Below are 19389 nucleotides of genomic sequence, written 5' to 3' on the forward strand. Positions count from 1 at the left end.
GTTTATTGTGCTTTTACTTTAATATCTGTTCCCAGCCTTTGCAGGTAGGCAATGATGGCAATGATCTCCCGGTCGCTTTTTACCTGTACTTTATTCTGCTTCAAATCATCAGCGATCGCTTTTGCCTGTTTGTCTAGGTCTGCATTTGCTTGATTTTCATATCCAGGCTCATAAGGTACACCCAATGTGCGCATGGCATTGATCTTGGCGCGTGTAGTGGTGGTGTCCAGTTCCTGAGTGATCAGCCATTCGTAGGCAGGCATGATACTTCCGGGCGACATGGTCTGCGGATCCAGTAAGTGGTTAAAATGCCAGGCGTTAGAATATTTTCCTCCCTCTCTCGCCAGGTCGGGTCCCGTACGTTTAGAACCCCAAAGATGCGGATGGTCGTACACAAATTCACCTGCTTTGCTATATTCTCCATAACGTTCTGTTTCTGAACGGAACGGACGGATCATCTGCGAATGGCAGTTCACACAGCCTTCTTTGATATACAAATCCCGACCTTGAAGTTCCAGCGCAGAGTAGGGCTTTACACTGCTGATGGTTGGGATATTGGACTGGATGGTAAAAGTCGGCATCATCTCTATCATTCCACCTATCAGGATCACCACCAGCGACAGTACTAAAAATATCATTGGTTTGCGTTCCAGGAATCTATGTGCCTTTCTGTCAGAACCAACCGGTTCGTAATTTGCAGGCAATGGCATTGCCTCTGCAGGTTCATTGGCTACCAGTTTACCAAGTTTTACTGTCCTGATCAGGTTGTAGGTCATTACAATTACCCCTGTAAGGTACATGGCGCCACCGATAGCTCTCAATACGTACATCGGTATGATTTGGATTAATGTCTCCAGGAAATTAGGATATTTAAGCATGCCGTCTTCTCCAAACTGTTTCCACATCAGCCCCTGCGTGAATCCTGCGAAATAAAGTGGTACTGCATAAAAGATGATTCCCAGTGTGCCGATCCAGAAGTGAAACGAAGCCAGTTTCTTTGAATATAGTTCTGTCCGGTAAATTCTTGGTATCAGCCAATAAAGTATTCCGAAGGTAAGAAAGCCGTTCCAGCCCAGTGCACCAACATGTACATGCGCTACGATCCAGTCGGTATAATGTGCTATGGCATTAATCTGCTTTAGCGCCAGCATGGGCCCTTCAAATGTGGCCATGCCATAGGCAGTTAGTCCTACTACCATAAATTTCAGCGTAGCATCTTCCCGTACTTTATCCCAGGCCCCGCGTAGTGTCAGCAATCCATTGATCATACCTCCCCAGCTTGGTGCAATCAGCATGATTGAGAACACGACCCCAAGAGATTGTGCCCAGGATGGGAGTGAGGTATAAAGCAGGTGATGCGGCCCTGCCCAGATATAGATAAAGATCAGCGACCAAAAGTGAAGGATACTTAGTTTATAAGAATAAACAGGTCTGTTGGCCATCTTTGGAAGGAAATAATACATCATCCCCAGATAGGGAGTGGTCAGGAAAAATGCTACCGCATTGTGTCCATACCACCACTGTACCAGTGCATCCTGTACTCCAGAATAGATATAATAGCTTTTGAAGGCCGAGATGGGCAACTGAAAAGAATTGACGATGTGCAGCACAGCTACGGTAACAAATGTGGCGATGTAAAACCAGATCGCAACATACATGTGCTGTTCTCTTCTTTTTATAATGGTGCCAAACATGTTTATCCCAAACACGACCCAGATCAGGGTAATAGCGATATCTATCGGCCATTCCAGTTCTGCATATTCATGGGAACTGGAGAGTCCTAACGGCAAAGTAATGACTGCTGAAACGATGATCAGTTGCCAGCCCCAAAAATGGATTTTACTTAGCACATCGCTAAACATCCTCGCTTTCAACAGGCGCTGTAGCGAATAATATACGCCCATAAAGATGGCATTGCCCACAAATGCAAAGATTACTGCATTGGTATGCAGTGGCCTGATGCGTCCGAAGCTGGTATATTGAGAACCCATATTTAAAGCAGGTTTAATTAGCTGCATGGCAATGAGCAAGCCTACCGTCATGCCAATTATTCCCCATACTATGGTGGCTATGGCAAAGTTTCTGACGATCTTGTTGTCGTAGTAAAATTTTTCGGTCATATCAAAAATCTGTATCGTTTATCGTGTAAAATTACCGCGGTTTTTTAGGCCACAGGGTGATGAATATCCTGACTAAGTGTGATCTTCGTCACGTTTTTCTATCGCCTGGTCTATGGGTTTTTCTGCTTCCGGTGCCATCAGTTCATCATCAAAAAGAATCCTTACCGATGGGGTATAGGTGTCGTCATGTTGTCCGGTTTTACTCGCCCAGAAGAAGGCAGCCAAAAATAGCAGGGCCAGCAGAATGCTGCAGCCGATTAAAAAAAAGATCATGTTCATAACAACTTGTTTTTACGTGCAAATGCCCTTACTGCTATCGTGGTAAAAGAAATAATGGTGATGGTACTCAGCGGCATCAATATGGCTGCAATCAAGGGGGAAAGCTGACCCTGAACGGCAAAGAAAAGCCCCACGGCATTGTAGCATAGTGATATACCAAAAGACATGTGTATTACCTTTACTGAATCTCTGGCCTGCTGCAGAAATTGAGGTATCTTGTGAAATCCCGCTCCATCCAGCACCCCGTCACAACCAGGTGTGAAGTTGTTGACATTGTCGGTAACCGCTATTCCCAGGTCACTTTGTTTCAGGGCACCTGAATCATTGAGCCCATCGCCCAGCATAAGTACCTTTCGGCCATTTTTCTGAAGCTGCAGAATGTAATCCAGCTTCTGTTGCGGGGATTGTTCGAAGTGGAGGTTGGCACTGTCAGAAAAGAAAGGGATAAGGTTGCGTTTATCTGCCGGCTTATCACCCGATAGCAGGTGCAGGTCGGCCCATGTACCAAGTTTTAATGTCAGTTCTTTAAATCCTTTTCTCCATTGTTGTTTCAGCATAAAGTATCCCAGGTACTGATCGTTGATCATTACATGAACGGTACTGTTTTCCGGAGAGTTTATCAATGGCAGGCCAAGGAATGCAGAACTTCCCAATTTTACATAATTTCCATTGACCCTACCACTGACGCCCCTTCCGATTTTTTCTGTATAACTATCTACACTATATATTGATGCTTTATTTAAATGTTTGCTCAGCTCCCTGCTCAGTGGATGGCCTGAATTTCTGGAAAGGTCGCTTATCAATTGCTTCTGCTCCTCATTGACCATGCCTGAAAAGATTAGGGAAGCAGCATCCGGACTGGTAATAGTACCCGTCTTGTCAAACACAAAAGTGTCGATCCTTGCAAGCTCCTCAACAACCGAAGTGTTTTTAACATAAAACCCAGATTTATCAAAAATACTAATAGCAGCAGCAAGGGTGAACGGAGAACTCAGGGCCAGTGCACATGGGCAGGCAATGATCAGCACAGCAGTAAAAGAGGCGATCGATTTGTGAAGGTCTGTGGGCAGCCAGAACAGGGCTGCACCTATCGCTATAGCAAGCAGGGCGATGCTGAAGTACCTGCTGACGGTATCACTAAAGGTCTTGATATTGTTTTTGGGTTTCACAAAAGCATCATTGTTCCACAAACGGGTAAGGTAACTTTGGGAAACTGGCTTGATCACTTCCATCTCTAAAGCGCCTGCCAACTGCCTGCCACCTGCATATACAATCTCCCCAAGTACTTTTTTTATCGGTTCAGCCTCACCGGTTACGAAACTAAAATCTATTTCAGCTTCTCCTTTGAGTAGTATGGCATCTGCCGGAATGATCTCCATACTGCGCACCATGATCCTGTCGCCCGTTTTAAGATCTCCCAGCGGTTTAGCGATCTCTTTATTACCTTTAATTGTGGTCACAGCCACAGGGAAATAAGAACGGTAGTCGCGTTCAAAAGAGATGTGGTGAAAAGTCCTTTGCTGCATCCACCGGCCTATCAGCAGGAAGAAAACCAATCCGCAAAGGGTGTCAACAAATCCGGCACCTGTCTCCCACACAATTTCGTAAACTGAGCGGACAAACATGACTGCAATACCCAATGCGAGTGGAAAATCGAGATTCAACCTCCTGGCTTTTAAGTTATTCCAGGCCGAAATAAAGTAGCCTGTACCGCTGTACAGTATTATCGGGAGTGAAAAAGCAAGGTTGAGCCAGCCAAAGAACCGGCTAAATTCCCTTTCAAAGTCTCCAAGCCCAAAATAATCAGGAAAACTGAGCAGCATCACATTCCCAAAGCAAAACCCTGCCACTGCTATCTTAGTAATCAGGCTGCGCTCGGTATTGTTGCCGCTGTTTGTCTTGCCAGTGTCCTGCGCATTTATCAAGGGAGGGTAGCCAATGGCAGCGAGTAGTTCGGCCACTTCCCTCAGGCTTATTTCCTGATTTCTGAAAGTAATGCTTACCTGCTTCTTCAGAAAGTCTATCCTCGACTGTAACACAGCTGGCTGGAGCTGGTAGAGGTTTTCCAGCAGCCAGATACAAGAGCTACAATGAATGGCTGGTATATAAAGTGTGATGATGGTACGCCTTTCGTCTTCATAATCTACCAGCTGAGCGCTGATTTCTTTTACATCCAGGTATTCAAAATGATGAATATTACTGCGCTGAGTTTGGCCCGGCACATCATTGTATGCATAATAATTAGACAGATTGTGCTTTGACAATAAGTCATATACCGTTCTGCATCCAAGGCAGCAGAATTTCTTATCATCAGAGAGGAAAAACTCATCGGCCATATTCTCTCCGCAATGAAAGCAGTGTTGTTTTATTAGAACTGAATTTTCCTGAAGCATACCTATTTAGTAAAGCCCAAAAATGGATATAATCGAATCGCAGGAAAATGATGCCTGTTTTGGAAAAGAGTGACGACCGTCACTTTATGGCTTTGACAATTCCACCATCGCCAATTGAGAGAACAGGACTTTTTTGCCTGCAGCTAAAGCGACCGGGGGAACATTAGCGATGGGCTATGGAGCAAATCCAGTTTGGTTTATCTACCTATTTATGATTAGACAATCTTTATTTTCTTAATCAACCATTAAATCGTCTTGCATTGTACAATCAGTAAAAAGTAAGAATAAACATCGAGAACAACTTCTATTCCAGGGTAAATTTGAATAGTCGCGACACGGCTTGCTGCTGCTGTAAGGCGTATTCCAAATAAGCATCTCTTGTTTTGTAAAGTGATAAAATTTCGTTGTAATACTGGATGACCGAAATCTCCCCGAACTGCAGCGCTTTATCTAATAGCGGTTCGGATTTGAGCTGATCCAGCAAGGCTTTATACTCCCCAAGCAAATAGGTAGCTTCTTCGTATTGCTGATAATAGACCCTATTTTTCTGCACGTGTTCCAAACGATGGTCTATCACGCGATTTTCAGCGACTAATTGTTCCAGTCTTTTTTGTTTAACCGTATTTTTTCTTTCCCAAAGTGGTATACTCAAACCCAGATGGATGCCTTGATATTTCTGACCAAGGATCGATTGGCTGTGATAACCTGCTTCAAAACCGGGCAAGGTCAAAGCTTTATTCATTGCCGTTTCTTTAGCGGCTATTGTCTGTTGGGCAACATAAATTTTAAGCAATGGATCACCAGCCTCAATCAAGCTATCCAGTATTTCAAAAGACGGTACCCGGGGATTTGCGGGATATGCTTTCGCATCTACGGTTACCATGCTTCCCCCTGTGTAAGCCACAAATTTTTGTTTCAAGTGTTCCCGCTGCTGCTCGTTACGCTTTAACTGGGTTTTGGTTTCAAGCAGCAGCAACTTAACTTTATTGAGATCCAGGACGTTCCCATCACCCGCACTCATTTTTTTCTGATAAGCAGCATGTAGTTTTTCAACGTCCTTTACGCGCTCGGTATAGCTGAGATTAAGCTGATTGAGGTATACCCATTGCAACCAGTCCAATTTTACATTTAACAGCAATTCTTGTCCTTTTGCTTTGGCGATAAAATCAGCTTGCTTTATCTTCCCACCAGCAGCCTGTTTACGATAAGTATAACTGCTGGGAAAATCAAAACGCTGGGTAATGGCAAAATCCTGCTGATTGCCCGCGTCTTTGGGTGTACCAAACAGAATCTCATATTCTGCTGTGGGGTTTTCAGGATTTAAGCCTGTTCTGAAGGCCATTACATTTGCTTCGGTTTCTGACTGATACACCTTTAATGTTTTATTCTGTGCTTTCACCAGGTTCAATACTGAATCCAGCGTTTGTGCTTTTGCCAGGCTAAACCCTAAGATCAAAACCAGTGTGTGTGTTAAAGTTCTCATCTTATGCTTGATTTAAAGTTTTGAATTTTCTTTTTTTCATCAGGCTATTGTACACGATGGGTACAATAAAAAGGTTCAATAGCGTAGAGCTTAATAAACCACCCAATATGACATTAGCCATCGGGCTTTGAATTTCATTTCCAGGCTGATCGCTGGCCATAGCTAGCGGGATCAAGGCTAAACCTGCGGTTAGTGCGGTCATCAGGATCGGACTTAAACGGTCTATTGATCCTTTGATCACTATATCCAGATCATAAAATCCTTTTTCCTGCTGTAAATGCCTGTAATGAGAAACCAGTAAAATCCCGTTTCTTGTAGCTATACCAAACAGCGTTATGAAACCGATGATTACAGGAATACTAATGATGCTTCCTGTTAACCATACGCTCACTATACCACCAATCAGCGCCAATGGCAGATTAATTAAAATAATCAGCGATAGTCCCGAATCTTTAAACTCATGATACAGGACAAGAAAAATCGCCAATAAAGCAAATATTGAAGTCAACACTAAAGTTCGGGAAGCTTCCGCTTCTGCTTCAAACTGTCCGCCATATTCAATTCTATAGTTTTGCGGTAGCTTAATGGCTTTCATTTCAGCCTGTATCTCTTCAACGGCAGATAACTGATCCCTTCCCGCAACATTGGCTGAAACCACCAATTTACGTTGCGCGTTCTCCCGGTTAATGGTATTCGGGCCTTTTGTTGAAACGATTTCCGCTACACTCCCCAAAGCCACTTTAGACCCATCACCTGCATCAATCAACAGGTTTTTCAAATCTTCTATCTTGCTTCTGGCAGATTCCTCATACCTCAATACCAGATCAAAACGCTTCCCAGCTTCATACACATCACCAACTTTCTCGCCACCAATAGAAACCTCAACAAAGCGGCTGAAATCTTCCAGACTAATACCTTTAGCAGCAAGCAGGTCTCTTTTTGGTTTAATCTGGATTTGAGGGATTTGGATTTGCTGTTCAACTGAAATGTCTACCAATCCGGGAATATGCGCTATTGCCTTTTTGGTTTCATTTCCCAGACGATAAAGTTCTGCCAAATCCTGACCAAATATCTTAATGGCAATATTCGCTCTCGTCCCTGACAACATGTGGTCGATGCGATGGCCGATAGGCTGACCTATAGTAATGTTTGCACCAGTAATGCCCGCTAATTTCTGCCTTACATCAGCCATAAATTCAGACCTGGAGCGTTCTTCCAGAAAGAAGGGCACATCAATTTCAGAAGCATTAACACCCTGAGCATGTTCATCCAGTTCAGCACGTCCGGTTCTGCGGGTAGTGGTTTTGACTTCAGGAATACTGAGCATGGCACGTTCTACCTGCTGTCCGATCTTATTGCTTTCTTCCAATGATATACCCGGCATAGTAACTGCGCTGATCACCAGGGAACCTTCATTAAATTCCGGCAGAAAACTACGTCCAAAACTACTCAGCAGGAATAAGGCACCAATGAATAAACCGATGACTGCGGTAACAAGCCATTTTCGGTAAGTGATTGCTTTTCGCAAGGCACCAAGATAACCATGATTCAAATGCCTTACCAACCAGCTTTCTTTTTCCTGTTTTAATAAATTCTTATCTGATGTTAACAAGTAACTGCAAAGTACTGGCGTTAAGGTGATCGCTACGATCAGCGACGCAAACAAGGCCACTACAAAAGCAATGCCCAGCGGCACCAGGAGTCGTCCTTCCATTCCTGTTAAAAAAAACAACGGTGTAAAGGCAATGATGATGATGAAAGTAGCATGGATGATAGAGGAACGGATCTCGGTAGATGCGTTGTAAATCACTGTAAATTTGTTTTCCCGCTGCTCTACCGGAAGGTGTGCATTTTCCTTTAAGCGTTTCAGTACGTTCTCTACGTCAATGATCGCATCATCCACCAAATCTCCAATGGCAATAGCCATACCACCGAGGCTCATCGTATTTATGGTTAAACCCATTATTTTGAGTACCACGATAGCCACCAATAAGGAAATTGGAATTGCAATGAGGGAAATGGCTGTTGCCCGCCAATTCATCAGGAAGATAGAAAGAATGATCACTACGAAAATAGCGCCTTCAATAAGCGTTTTTTCAATGTTACCTATTGAGGCTTCAATAAAGCTGGCCTGACGGAATATTTTCGTGTTTACGATGACATCTTTTGGCAAACTGCTCTTCAATTCTTCAATGGTATGATCGATCTTTTCGGTGAGTTCCAGTGTATTGGTATTGGGCTGTTTCATTACCGTCATGATCACCGAAGGCTGAGCATTCAATGAACCATCCCCCAATTTAACTGCTGCACCGATGGTAACCGTTGCTACATCAGCTATTTTAACGGCTTTGCCATTTATGGTTTTGATTAGCGTGTTGCCAATGTCTTCTGGTTTGTTGCTACGCAAAACCCCTTTAACCAGGTATTCGTTACCATACTGATTGATCAAGCCGCCGGAAACATTTTGACCGATGCCATTTGTAGCCTTAAAAAGCTCATTCATGGTGATGCCATAAGCTTTGAGCAATGCGGGTTTCGCTAAAATCTGGTATTGTTTATAATCTCCACCAATCACCACGACCTGTGAAACGCCACCTGTAGCCAATAATACCGGACGAATATTCCAGTCTGCGATACTCCTTAGCTCCATCAGGTTAGTTTGCTTAGCAGTAATGCTAATGAGCATGATCTCGCCCATAATGGAAGTATTGGGCGCTAATACAGGCAAACTAACTCCCTGCGGAAATTTCCCGGATAACGTAGCGAGTTTCTCGGCAACAATCTGTCTGGCACGATAAATATCTGTACCCCAATCAAATTCTACCCAAACAATAGAAATCCCCGCAGAGGCAGAAGACCTGACCCTGCGTACATCCGTTGAGCCATTGACAGTAGATTCAATTGGAAAACTGACCAGCTGTTCTACCTCTTCCGGTGCCAATCCATGTGCTTCGGTAATGATCGCTACGGTTGGGGCGGTAAGGTCTGGAAAAACGTCAACTTCCATTTTTACAGCCGTGTAACTACCCCCGATCAGGAGCAGCAGCGATGTGAGAAGAACCACAAGGCGGTTCCCCAGTGCAAATTTTATAATATGATTTAGCATGATCTTCGGGGATTAATGTTCGTGACCATGTGCCGGAGCAGAACCCTGAGCTGCGGCAAGTTTTAAATAATAGGCACCTTTGGTAACCAGAATATCACCATCCTGCAACCCGCCGGTAACCTGTACCATTTTACCGTTGCTTTGTCCGAGTTGTATACCCCGTCTTTCAAAATGCTCACCATCCTTTTGCAGGTAGACAAAGTAATTGCCCTGATCCTCCATAATGGCAGTTTCAGGTATTTGTAATACCGTACTGCCCGAACTGGTTAAAAGATAGGCCTCAACCGGGACACCCGGCAGAAATTCAGGGCGGTTGTCCAAAGAAAAGACAACAGGGATCAATCCCGATGCAGATACAGAGCGTCCATAAGAAAGCAATTTTCCATTTAGGTTCCCTAGTTCGTAAAGCTTGTCATTGATCTTGAAATTTGCAGATTTCACCTGACTTAATTGTCCTGCATAGGAAGCGGGAACATCAACCGTAAGCTGAATCTTTTTACTTGCTGATACTATAGCCAGCTGTTGACCTGCTTGTACATAATCTCCCTCTTTAACCAACAGTTCAGTTAAAAAACCAGATGCCTGAGATTTAAGAGCAACCCCATTTCCTGAAAAATTACGGGAAAGTTTCTGGTAGTTCAATTGTTGCCCCTGGTAATTGTTGAGCGCATTTTGGTAATCCTTTTCAGAAATGATCTGATCAGGGCGTAAAGCTTTTGCACGCTCGTAGTCGGCCTTTGCTTTAGCAAGGTTCAGCTTTGCTTCCTGCACAGCGGTATTCAGGTTGTCACCTGTTAGACTTGCCCCTGAGATTGAAAACAAAGCTTGTCCAGAACTCACCCGACTTCCTGTAGTTAGCGGGGCATGAAATTTCATTACTCCGGCAGCTGTAGCAACTATACTTTCCTGATCACCTACTGCGGCTGTTATCGCCCCTGGGGCTTTAATTATACCAGCGAAACTACCTGTAGCAATTTTGGTTACCCCAAAATCCAGTTTCCAGCTCTGTTCTTTTAAAAAAGTAATTTCGTTTGCCGAAGCAGCAGGAGACCTGTGTTGTCTTTTAAATTCATCGTAACTGGCGAAGACTGTAGCCAGAACCTTAAACTGATGTATATTCCCGTTCAGATTGATGTCAAAAATTAACGCTCCTTTACCAATTGCTTTTGGATTAAGGACAATTTTATAAATACCTGGTACAGTAGCGGAATCCAATACTTTCCTAATCCCATTACCACCAATTACAAGACTAGTGGTCACCTTTGCACTTTTAATAGGCTTATAGTCTTCAAGAGTGGTTAGGTGAATGGCAAATTTGGAAATTGAATCCTTAATGAACGGATCATACTCTGCAAAAACCTCCACCTGACCGTCCAGATCCGTCAAACTAAGTTTGATATTTTCTGCTTCATGGGCGGTGTGTTCAGCCTGTTGCCCGCAGGCCGTAAACAGCACTACACTTATTAGTAATAGATATATTCTTTTCATTGCCTTTTTAAATAATTTATCGGTTACGAACTATTAGGCCCGTAACCGATAAAATGTTAATGTGTATGCGGCTTGCCGCCGTCATGAGAGTGGGTGGTGGAATCAGTGGCTACTGAATCCACTTTGAATTCTTCCTGCTTAGTGGTATCTACAGCAGTGCTGTCGTGATCAACATGAGTCGATCCGTCTTCGTGCTGATGGGTACCATCAGCTTTTTTCTCGTTGTTGCATGATACAGCAAATAATCCAATGGCAACAGCCATAGCAAGCATGGTTTTTTTCATGATTGTAAATTGTGGTTAAATAAAAAAATGGATATAATTAGGCAATTTCAGGCGGGCCGCGCCTGCTTTTGAAAAGAATGACGTGTTCTGTGGATTGCTGCTCAGGTGGAGCATAGCCAGGTAAGATTAACTGGTAATCAGGTATTGAAAATTCCGGCAGGTAGTCAAACACTGAGGGAATTATAGTAATCACTTTACAAAAATCAGCCTTCAGTTGACTGCCGGACTGAACGGGGTTATCTGTTTGGCCATGATGGATAAAGGACAGGAGTTCATCCAGCCAGTTTTGTTGCTGGTCTTGCTTTTCAGTACCAGAATCTTCATGGTGGTGGTGATGCTTCGTGCCCGCCCCATGCGAATGTGCAGCAACAACTTCTTCCTGATGATGGTGATGTGGTAACAATTGATGCGCCAGATGCAGTGAAAACACACCGATCAGTAAAAATAGCAAGAATTGCTTTTTAAGCATCATGGTACAATGATACAAAATCTAATGATAAATACTTGAGATGTCTAAATATAAAACTCGATCAAATTAGACTATTTAGTGAGCATTATACTTAATTTTGTGATGCAAAGTTGTATCAAGCGTTAAACAGCAACCATTTCAGAAAGAAAATCACATTGGGAAAAAGTATATCAGACAAAAATGCCAAGCGGCTGCTTGACAGATATTTAAGTTTCGCTCAAAAAAAGAGGATGCCCATTTATATAGACACCCTCTTTTTAATTTCAAACTCTGGTAGTACTAACTAGAAAGAATAACGTAATGTAGCGCCGAAAGTTCTTGGGTCACCAAGTACCCCCGCATATAAACCTGAGTTACCAGCCGCAGCCTGTAATTGTTCGAAGTAATGCGTATCTCCGATATTTCTGCTCCAGCCGAAGATGGAGAATTTGTCAGCCTTGAATCCTAATCGGGCATTCACCAGCGTATAACCCTCTACATTCAGCACTTTTGAAGGTGTCGGGTTAGAAGAGTACTCGGAACGGTAGCTGATATCACTGGCAATAAACCATCTGCCTTCAACTGTAGAAAGTTTACCAGCTGTGCTCAATTCTAACCCACCTGAAGTATTCCATTTGGAGATACCTGGCAATCTGCCTCCTGAAGCATCTTTGAATGCAACCTGGGTAGCCACATTGTTTACAAGTTCAGTATGTCCGGTTTCTTCCAATGGAAGCGGTGCATTGGTGAATTTGTCATATTTACCATCAAGATAAGCTACTGCAGCGTTTAAAGTCAGGAATCTTTGCAACTGATAGGTTCCATCAATTTCAAGACCTTTTACAATCACTTTCTCAGCATTGGCCAGATAACCCCTGTTTACGCCCAGTTGAGGAGATTGAACATTGGTTTGGTAATCTTTGATATCTGTCTGGAAAGCGGTGATGTTTAGGATAGCACCTTTAACCGGTTTCGTTTTAGCGCCTAACTCATAATGTTGAACATATTCTGGTTTTACTACTGCTACCGCCAAATCTGCTTCGCCGGTTGCAGTAGTAGGTAGACCACCTACGTTAACACCAACAGGTTTGTAAGCGGTAGAGAAAGTTCCATAGACATTTAATTTACTCGTAGGACGGTAGGATAAGGTAATGTTACCTGACAAGTTCTCATTGTCTGTACTTGTATTGAATTTTTGATTGGCATAAACAGCAGCTTTCAACGCTAATAAAGCTGCGTCAGAAGTTTGAAGACCTCCGTAAGTTGTCCTGTCATAATCAACATCTTTTTTATCATAAGTAAACCTTAAACCTGGCAGAACATGCAGGTGTTCGATAAACTCCCAGTCAGCCTGAGCAAAAATAGCAGCGCTTAAAGATTTGATGGTCGAATTGGTTTTGATACCGAAACCATCTAACAGGCCTGGGGTGTTGTATCCCGCCTGAGCACCGGTAGCAGATGTTTGCACAAACCTCCATTGGTCTTTACCCACCTCTTCTGTTTGAGAAAGGCCTTTTAAGTTTTGAGCAAGTGCAAATAAACCGATTACCCCGCTTACTTTTTCTGTAATATTACCGGCATACCTAACCTCTTGTGAGTATTGATCATGACGGGAGTTTCCCTGCGATTTGGTGAGTGCAGAGAATTCACTGAAATCCCTGTCATTGGTCGGATCCCAGTTCCAGAATCTCCATGCAGTAGTAGAGGTCAATGTTCCATTGCCAATTTTATAGTCTATGTTTGCAGATACACCACCAATAGACTGGTTTTGTTTCCATGGAGTGTTGGTATAGATCTCTCTTGAAAAAGGATCTACTTTAGGTTGCTGGTAGCCAAGATCAGAAACGATTTTAGCGTACTGGCGATAGGCGCTTCTTTCTGTTGTAGTAATGCCTGCAACAACCAGTGGATAACCAGCAGGATGCTGGAAGCTCACGTCACCGCTCAACAACACCTGCAATTTGTCTGAAGGCGTGTAATACAATTGACTTTTTAATCCGAGGTTGTTTTGACCGCTATATTTGCGTTGCTCGGTAACGTTATAAATAGTTCCATCTCTCTGTGTACCAGAAATAGATAACTTTAATGCAAGATCTTTTGCTATACCTCCGGAAACCGAAGCTTTCGCTTGTATAAAATTATAGTTGCCGACACTAAATTCTGCTTTTGCTGTTGGCACCTGAGTTGGTTTTGTTGTGGTGATGTTGAACGCACCTGCTGTCGTGTTTTTACCAAACAGCGTACCCTGAGGGCCACGCAAAACTTCTATTCGCTCCAGATCAAGGAAATCTGTGGAAGTAGCTGCAGGCCGAGCCTGGTAAACACCATCTACGTAAAAGCCAACTCCCGGATCAATACCATCGTTGGTCAAACCAAATGTTGACCCAAGACCTCTGATATTGAGCGTGGTGTTACGTGCATTTGACGCATACAATTGCACAGAAGGAACCAGCTCTTTTAAACGGTTGACGTTAAAAGCACCAGCATTTTCTGCGGCCTGGCCACCGATCACAGTGATTGCAATTGGAACGTCCTGTAAAACTTCTGAACGTCTTCTCGAAGTTACAACAATCTCGTCAAGATCGGCGCTTTCTACCAGGGTGAGCTCTAAAGGCGTGTCCTGGAATTTAAGCACCTGAAAATCCTGAGGTTTATAACCAACAGAACTGATTCGAATATAAAATGGCGGCTCCTGACTGGATACGATGCTAAATGCACCATTGTCGTCTGCGATTGCCGTAGTGGTAGTTCCCCTGATCACAACAGTAGCCTTTGGTATTGCAATTCCGTTCGCGCTCTTTACGATACCTGTTATTGTTCTCTGGGCGAAGGTATAGCTCCCCAGGAGCAGGAGTGAAAATAAGATGAGTAGTGTTTTTTTCATGATACTTGTTTTTGTCTGTTTGTTTAGTCTGGCGCATTTTCCCAGCGCCGGTTTTGTTTTTATACTTTATATTAAGGATTCATTAGGGGAAATTTGACGCAAAGATTCCCCGGGGACATCCAATTATGCCCGTTAATATCTTTTATGCTAGTGATCTCGATTTGCGCCCCGCCGCCATGCAGACAGCGGTGATTGCTACACGCTATAGGCTGTTATAACAGCGACAACACCGATGATGTCGCATGTACTGTGTTATACGTTTGGATGGACTACTGATTGATTTAATACGATTAAAATCTGCTTTCATTAGTGTTCAATTGATAAGTGTCATTTCTACATAACTGGACAAATGTAAAAACAAATTTTTATAAAACAAATAAAATCTATGGAATTAGTAGATTATGTTTTAATTCTGATTTTTGAGCCTTTATTTTTTGCTTATTCCTTTTAGTATAAGAGGGATATAGCCTATGTTTTTGGGTTTATTCTTGTTTTAGTTGCTTTCTATCTAATGGAAATTGGAAGGGATTGGCAGGCTGAGACCTTACATTGTTATATGAACTTTAATAATAATAGCGGAATGCTATCCGGTAATAGTTTCTATGTAGGGGCAGTGGAGGTTGTATGATTTTGAAATTAAAAAACCGGGTCATCCGACCCGGTTCTCAAGATAACCAAACATAGATCTAACCAAACATCTACTTCTTTAAAGTATACTGAGCAATATACCTGGAGGTCAAAAGCGGATTCGAACCGCTGTAGGAGGTTTTGCAGACCTCTGCCTAACCACTCGGCCATTCGACCTTTTTTTATTATTTATGCAATTATTTAATTCTTCTTACACTTAGTTGCAGCCCTTTCAGGAGGTTGATTTTGGAGCGGTAAGCATCCTTTAAAAGGTTGATCCTGGTGTGGTAGGCCTGCTTTAAAACTTCCAGTTTGCCGCTGCGGGCCAGATAGGTGATGATGATAGCGATCAGCATATATCAATTATTTAACCAGGCCAGCAAAGCGCTGGTAGAAAGCAGTCGGACTATTTTCATGCTTTGGCTCGTACTTGCCGGCAATGATGGGTAGATAGATCACCCTTCTTCTGCTTTCTTCACCTATAACGGAAGACTGTGCAACCCTGTGCCATAATCTGCCATCATGGATGGTGAGATCTCCGGCCTCTGGCGTAATTGCTATTTCCTGATGATCGGCTTTGTTGTCCAGGAAATACTTTTTGCGGAACAACATGCTGTACAGGCTTTGCTTATGCGTTCCTGCCAATACCCTTAGTCCGCCATTTTCTGGTTTTAAAGTGCTCAGGTGGATGCCCACATTGAGCATAGGGTTTAACTTCTGACCATGAAATATGTCCCGTAGGCCATCTGTGTGCCATCCCATTTGGGTAAATTTACTTTCCGGGCCGTTTATGTAATGGTTTAGTACCATGCCATCTTTCTCTTCGGTTCCCAGTCTGGCACCATCGCCAATCAGGCTTAAGAGTACTTCAAAGCGAGGATCCTGGGTAAGTTCGCCAAACAGGCTATGGTGCTTGTTGATGAAGGCGAAGCGCTGTACTATGGGAGATCCGTCAATGTCTTTGCCATATTTGATAGGGATGCCGTTTACTTTGACCTTATTATCGTCCAGCCATTGCTGCTGAACTTTTGCGGAAGCTTCAATGATGTCATTAACGGTTTCAGTCTTGATGAAATTTTTAAAATGAATGAAGCCGTTTTTGTTGAAGAAAGCTTGTTGTTCAGGCGTAATTGTCTCGCCCAGGATATATCTTGGATAGGAATTTTCCATGTTGGTAATTATTATAAGGGTAAAAATGTAGGGTAAATAATGAATTGTAAGTTTATAAGTATGGCTTGTAAACCGGCTTTTGGCCTCAGTTTATCAGCGGTTATTGATCGGGAATTTTAGGTTTGGATCAACAACAGCAACAGCAACAACCTGCCCATGTAGACATGGGCATTCGCATTCGGCATGCGGAAAATATGTGTTGTGTTTTAATCATTTCTATAAAGTCTAGTAATTTAGTAGACATTACAAATGTAGACAAATATTTTTAATATCAAATTAATTTAGAAAAAAATTGAAATTATTTTTTTACTTGTATAAGTTGGCTGAAATGCGCTCTACAAGTGATTTTGGAAGTAGGCCTGCACCAAAGGCAGAAATTTTATTGACGAAGCCGGCAATGATTTCGGTTTTTTTAGCGAACATACCCTTCAGGCCGATGCGTGCAACGGCATCAGGTTGCATGTTAAATTTCTCTGCAAGGTCGGCCAGCATGTCCAGTCCGGCGCGACTGGCAAAGGCAGTTTCGGTAGGCCCGGGGGAGAGGCAGGTAACGGAAACCACGCTGTCCTTTAGTTCGTATCTGAGCGCACGGCTGTAGGAAAGTACAAAGGATTTGGTAGCGGCATATATGGCCAGCGTAGGCATGGCCTGATAGGCTGCGGTACTGGCTACATTGAGTATGTAGGATTGTGTCTGTTTTTTTAGCATGGGCAGGAGCAGGTGGGTCAGTTCTACCACCGCATTGATGTTCAGCCTGATCATTTCAGATTGCCCGTTGAGGGGTATCTGATCAAAATTGCCAAATAGGCCGTATCCGGCATTGTTGACGAGTACGCTCAGTTCTGCCCCAAGGCCGTTGCACCAATCCGCTACTTTGGCGCAGGCACCATTTTCTGAAAGATCGCAGGGCAGATATAAAGCTGTTACGGGATATCTGTCTGTAATAAGCGCTGAAAGTTCTTTTAAGTCTTTATCTGAGCGGGATACCAATAAAAGATGGTAACCGGCCGCAGCAAGCTGTATGGCCAACGATTTACCAATTCCCTTGCTGGCGCCGGTTACTAATGCATATTTCATTAATTATGGTTTGCTATAGAAACATTATAGAGATCGTACCAGTCCTGATGGTCAAGGTCTATCGAAATGGCATTGGCCGCGTTACGTATCCTTTGCTCATTGGTTGTGCCGATTAATGGGAGGGCGCCAAGTTTTACCAGCCATGCCACAGCAAGGGATTCAATATGCGTGTTGTATTTTACACTTAGCTCCTCTAGTTTGGCACGAACCCTCACAGCCTGTGGATCTGTACCCACCGCTATCCGGCCTTCGGCCAAAGGAGCATAGGCCAATGGGCGCATATATCGCTGTTTGATGTAGTCGATCTGCCCGTTGTCAAGCGCCTGGGTACTTAGTAAATTTAGCTCTATGTGATTGGTAACGATGGGTTTGGTAAGGTAAGAAGTAAGCAGCTGATGCTGGAATACAGAAAAGTTTGCTACCCCTATATTTTTGATCTTGCCAGAGTCTTTCAGCTTTTCCAGGGTCAGTGCAGTTTCTTCCAGATTGGATATCGGATCCAATTTGTCCAGCAGAAAGATGTCTATATAGTCTGTTCTGAGCCTTTTTAAAGAAGCATCTACGCTTTTTAGTATGTGAGCGGCTGAAGTATCATAGTGTTTGATACGGATGTCCGGATATTGCACATTTGGCACCTTTAACCCACATTTGGTAAACAGGATCACTTCATTTCTTTTGAATGCACCTTCGTGCAGCAAGTTGCCAAACAGTTCCTCGCATTTATATGATCCATAGCTATCGCCGTGCTCAAAAGTATTGATCCCTAATTCAAGGCATAGTTCTACTGTTTTTTTTAATACACTGGCAGCATCTTTAACATCATCCCATCTGTAAAAGCCGTATATAGCAGGAGAAACTTTGGGTCCTGCATCGCCCATATATATTTTTTGCATAGAATAGAATTCTTTATAGATCAAACTTAGATAAAGTTACGGTAGTATCCATAAACCTTTTTTCGATATGGTTATTTTACCGGACTGGCGGCAACACCTTCAAAGGTGATTTTTACTGGCTTGATATGTCCATTTTCATCAAATTCCATTTTATCTATGCAGGTAACTCTGTGGTTTCCATTGGTTTCTCCCAGGGGCCTGCGGTGATATATAATAAAGTATTCTTTAGTTTTAGGGTTTTGGATTACTGAATGGTGACCTGCACCAGTCGCAATTTCCGGGTCCTGTTTCAGGATCTTGTCGATACGTGTAAAAGGCCCCATAGGGGAATCTGCAATGGCATAAGCCACAGAATAGTCTGGTCCTGTCCATCCGCCTTCAGACCACATAAAGTAGTATTTGCCATTGCGAATGAACATAAATGGACCTTCTACATATCCTTTAGGAGTTACTTCCTTATAAGTGCTGCCATCGGGGAAAGGAACGGTACTTTTGAAGTCGTCGCTTAGCTTGACTACGTTGCAGTGTTTCCATCCGCCATAATAAAGGTAGTACTGGCCATCTTTATCTTTAAAAACATATTGGTCTATCGGCTGTGCTCCATTGTGAAATTTGTCGATGAGGGGTTTGCCGATATGGTCTATGAAAGGTCCTTCAGGTTTGTCTGAAACAGCCACTCCGATACCACCGGTTTCATTATTGTTTTGAATATCATTGGCACCAAAAAAGAGGTAGTATTTATTGCCTTTTTTAGTAATGGATGGTGCCCACATAGCCTTGTGCGCCCATTTGATATTGGCTTTTTCAAGAATGTTAGGATGTCTGGTCCAGGTTACCAGGTCTTTGGAGCTGAAGGCGTCCATATGAGTCTGCTCCTCGTATTTTGCAGAATAGGTAGGGTATACCCAATATTCTTTACCAAATAAGGCAACTTCCGGATCAGCATACCAACCCTGGAATATGGGATTGCCCGAGTTTTTCGGAGCAGGCTTTTGTTGCGCAAAAACTGACAGGGACAGAAATAAAGCGCTATACAGGAAAATGTGTCTTTTCATGATATTTGATCTACTGATAAATTCTAATAAGCTCCCAAGATAGGATTAATCACATTTATTGCAAAGAGAAAGCATATGATAA

General features: G+C 43.1%; 14 protein-coding genes and 1 tRNA gene. All 15 read right to left on the reverse strand.

The features are described from left to right. Positions 1 to 2 precede the first annotated feature (2 nt). Entirely contained in the window at positions 3 to 2120 is a 2118-nt protein-coding gene (gene ccoN / locus EZ437_RS10125; RefSeq protein ID WP_131595809.1) for a cytochrome-c oxidase, cbb3-type subunit I, read from the reverse strand. A 72-nt stretch (positions 2121 to 2192) separates the two neighbouring features. After that, a complete protein-coding gene (gene ccoS, locus EZ437_RS10130) occupies positions 2193 to 2399 on the reverse strand; it encodes a cbb3-type cytochrome oxidase assembly protein CcoS (protein ID WP_131595810.1) in 207 nt (68 codons plus the stop codon). After that, positions 2396 to 4792, reverse strand: a complete 2397-nt coding sequence (locus EZ437_RS10135; RefSeq protein WP_131595811.1) for a heavy metal translocating P-type ATPase — start codon at positions 4790 to 4792, stop codon at positions 2396 to 2398. The genes ccoS and EZ437_RS10135 overlap by 4 nt, the downstream gene beginning before the upstream one ends. A 304-nt stretch (positions 4793 to 5096) precedes the next feature. Further along, positions 5097 to 6275, reverse strand: coding sequence for a TolC family protein (locus tag EZ437_RS10140; RefSeq protein ID WP_131595812.1), 1179 nt, complete (start codon positions 6273 to 6275; stop codon positions 5097 to 5099). 1 nt (position 6276) lies between these two features. Beyond that, positions 6277 to 9381, reverse strand: a complete 3105-nt coding sequence (locus tag EZ437_RS10145; protein ID WP_131595813.1) for an efflux RND transporter permease subunit — start codon at positions 9379 to 9381, stop codon at positions 6277 to 6279. Positions 9382 to 9393: 12 nt separating this feature from the next. After that, the gene (locus EZ437_RS10150) at positions 9394 to 10869 is read right to left on the reverse strand and encodes an efflux RND transporter periplasmic adaptor subunit (protein WP_131595814.1); all 1476 of its coding nucleotides are present in this window, start codon (positions 10867 to 10869) and stop codon (positions 9394 to 9396) included. Between the two features lie 56 nt (positions 10870 to 10925). Beyond that, on the reverse strand, positions 10926 to 11153 hold the full coding sequence (locus EZ437_RS10155; RefSeq protein WP_131595815.1) for a hypothetical protein: 228 nt from the start codon (positions 11151 to 11153) through the stop codon (positions 10926 to 10928). A gap of 37 nt (positions 11154 to 11190) precedes the next feature. Beyond that, the gene (locus EZ437_RS10160; RefSeq protein WP_131595816.1) at positions 11191 to 11640 is read right to left on the reverse strand and encodes a hypothetical protein; all 450 of its coding nucleotides are present in this window, start codon (positions 11638 to 11640) and stop codon (positions 11191 to 11193) included. Positions 11641 to 11905: 265 nt separating this feature from the next. After that, on the reverse strand, positions 11906 to 14485 hold the full coding sequence (locus EZ437_RS10165) for a TonB-dependent receptor (protein ID WP_131595817.1): 2580 nt from the start codon (positions 14483 to 14485) through the stop codon (positions 11906 to 11908). 730 nt (positions 14486 to 15215) lie between these two features. Continuing rightward, positions 15216 to 15289: transfer RNA gene (locus tag EZ437_RS10170), tRNA-Cys, on the reverse strand. Positions 15290 to 15309: 20 nt separating this feature from the next. Continuing rightward, entirely contained in the window at positions 15310 to 15468 is a 159-nt protein-coding gene (locus EZ437_RS21555; protein ID WP_165500377.1) for a hypothetical protein, read from the reverse strand. Positions 15469 to 15475: 7 nt separating this feature from the next. Beyond that, positions 15476 to 16282 carry a phytanoyl-CoA dioxygenase family protein gene (locus EZ437_RS10175; protein WP_131595818.1) on the reverse strand — a complete coding sequence of 269 codons (807 nt, stop codon included), beginning with the start codon at positions 16280 to 16282 and terminating at the stop codon, positions 15476 to 15478. Between the two features lie 306 nt (positions 16283 to 16588). After that, positions 16589 to 17359, reverse strand: a complete 771-nt coding sequence (locus EZ437_RS10180) for an SDR family NAD(P)-dependent oxidoreductase (RefSeq protein WP_131595819.1) — start codon at positions 17357 to 17359, stop codon at positions 16589 to 16591. Continuing rightward, positions 17359 to 18252: an aldo/keto reductase gene (locus tag EZ437_RS10185; RefSeq protein WP_131595820.1), complete on the reverse strand. Its 894-nt coding sequence runs from the start codon at positions 18250 to 18252 to the stop codon at positions 17359 to 17361. Before EZ437_RS10185 ends, EZ437_RS10180 begins: the two co-directional genes overlap by 1 nt. Positions 18253 to 18323: 71 nt before the next feature. Next, the gene (locus tag EZ437_RS10190) at positions 18324 to 19307 is read right to left on the reverse strand and encodes a glycoside hydrolase family 43 protein (protein ID WP_131595821.1); all 984 of its coding nucleotides are present in this window, start codon (positions 19305 to 19307) and stop codon (positions 18324 to 18326) included. Positions 19308 to 19389 lie beyond the last annotated feature (82 nt).

The sequence above is a fragment of the Pedobacter psychroterrae genome, from assembly GCF_004331695.1.
GTDB lineage: Bacteria > Bacteroidota > Bacteroidia > Sphingobacteriales > Sphingobacteriaceae > Pedobacter > Pedobacter psychroterrae.

What these genes read in the sequence shown, in the direction of transcription:
- EZ437_RS10135 (WP_131595811.1), bottom strand. Translation starts at nt 4,792, where the DNA reads ATGCTTCAGGAAAATTCAGTTCTAATAAAACAACACTGCTTTCATTGC.
- EZ437_RS10165 (WP_131595817.1), bottom strand. Translation starts at nt 14,485, where the DNA reads ATGAAAAAAACACTACTCATCTTATTTTCACTCCTGCTCCTGGGGAGC.
- EZ437_RS10180 (WP_131595819.1), bottom strand. Translation starts at nt 17,359, where the DNA reads ATGAAATATGCATTAGTAACCGGCGCCAGCAAGGGAATTGGTAAATCG.
- EZ437_RS10140 (WP_131595812.1), bottom strand. Translation starts at nt 6,275, where the DNA reads ATGAGAACTTTAACACACACACTGGTTTTGATCTTAGGGTTTAGCCTG.
- EZ437_RS10155 (WP_131595815.1), bottom strand. Translation starts at nt 11,153, where the DNA reads ATGAAAAAAACCATGCTTGCTATGGCTGTTGCCATTGGATTATTTGCT.
- ccoN (WP_131595809.1), bottom strand. Translation starts at nt 2,120, where the DNA reads ATGACCGAAAAATTTTACTACGACAACAAGATCGTCAGAAACTTTGCC.
- EZ437_RS10150 (WP_131595814.1), bottom strand. Translation starts at nt 10,869, where the DNA reads ATGAAAAGAATATATCTATTACTAATAAGTGTAGTGCTGTTTACGGCC.
- EZ437_RS10185 (WP_131595820.1), bottom strand. Translation starts at nt 18,252, where the DNA reads ATGCAAAAAATATATATGGGCGATGCAGGACCCAAAGTTTCTCCTGCT.
- EZ437_RS21555 (WP_165500377.1), bottom strand. Translation starts at nt 15,468, where the DNA reads ATGCTGATCGCTATCATCATCACCTATCTGGCCCGCAGCGGCAAACTG.
- EZ437_RS10145 (WP_131595813.1), bottom strand. Translation starts at nt 9,381, where the DNA reads ATGCTAAATCATATTATAAAATTTGCACTGGGGAACCGCCTTGTGGTT.
- ccoS (WP_131595810.1), bottom strand. Translation starts at nt 2,399, where the DNA reads ATGAACATGATCTTTTTTTTAATCGGCTGCAGCATTCTGCTGGCCCTG.
- EZ437_RS10190 (WP_131595821.1), bottom strand. Translation starts at nt 19,307, where the DNA reads ATGAAAAGACACATTTTCCTGTATAGCGCTTTATTTCTGTCCCTGTCA.
- EZ437_RS10175 (WP_131595818.1), bottom strand. Translation starts at nt 16,282, where the DNA reads ATGGAAAATTCCTATCCAAGATATATCCTGGGCGAGACAATTACGCCT.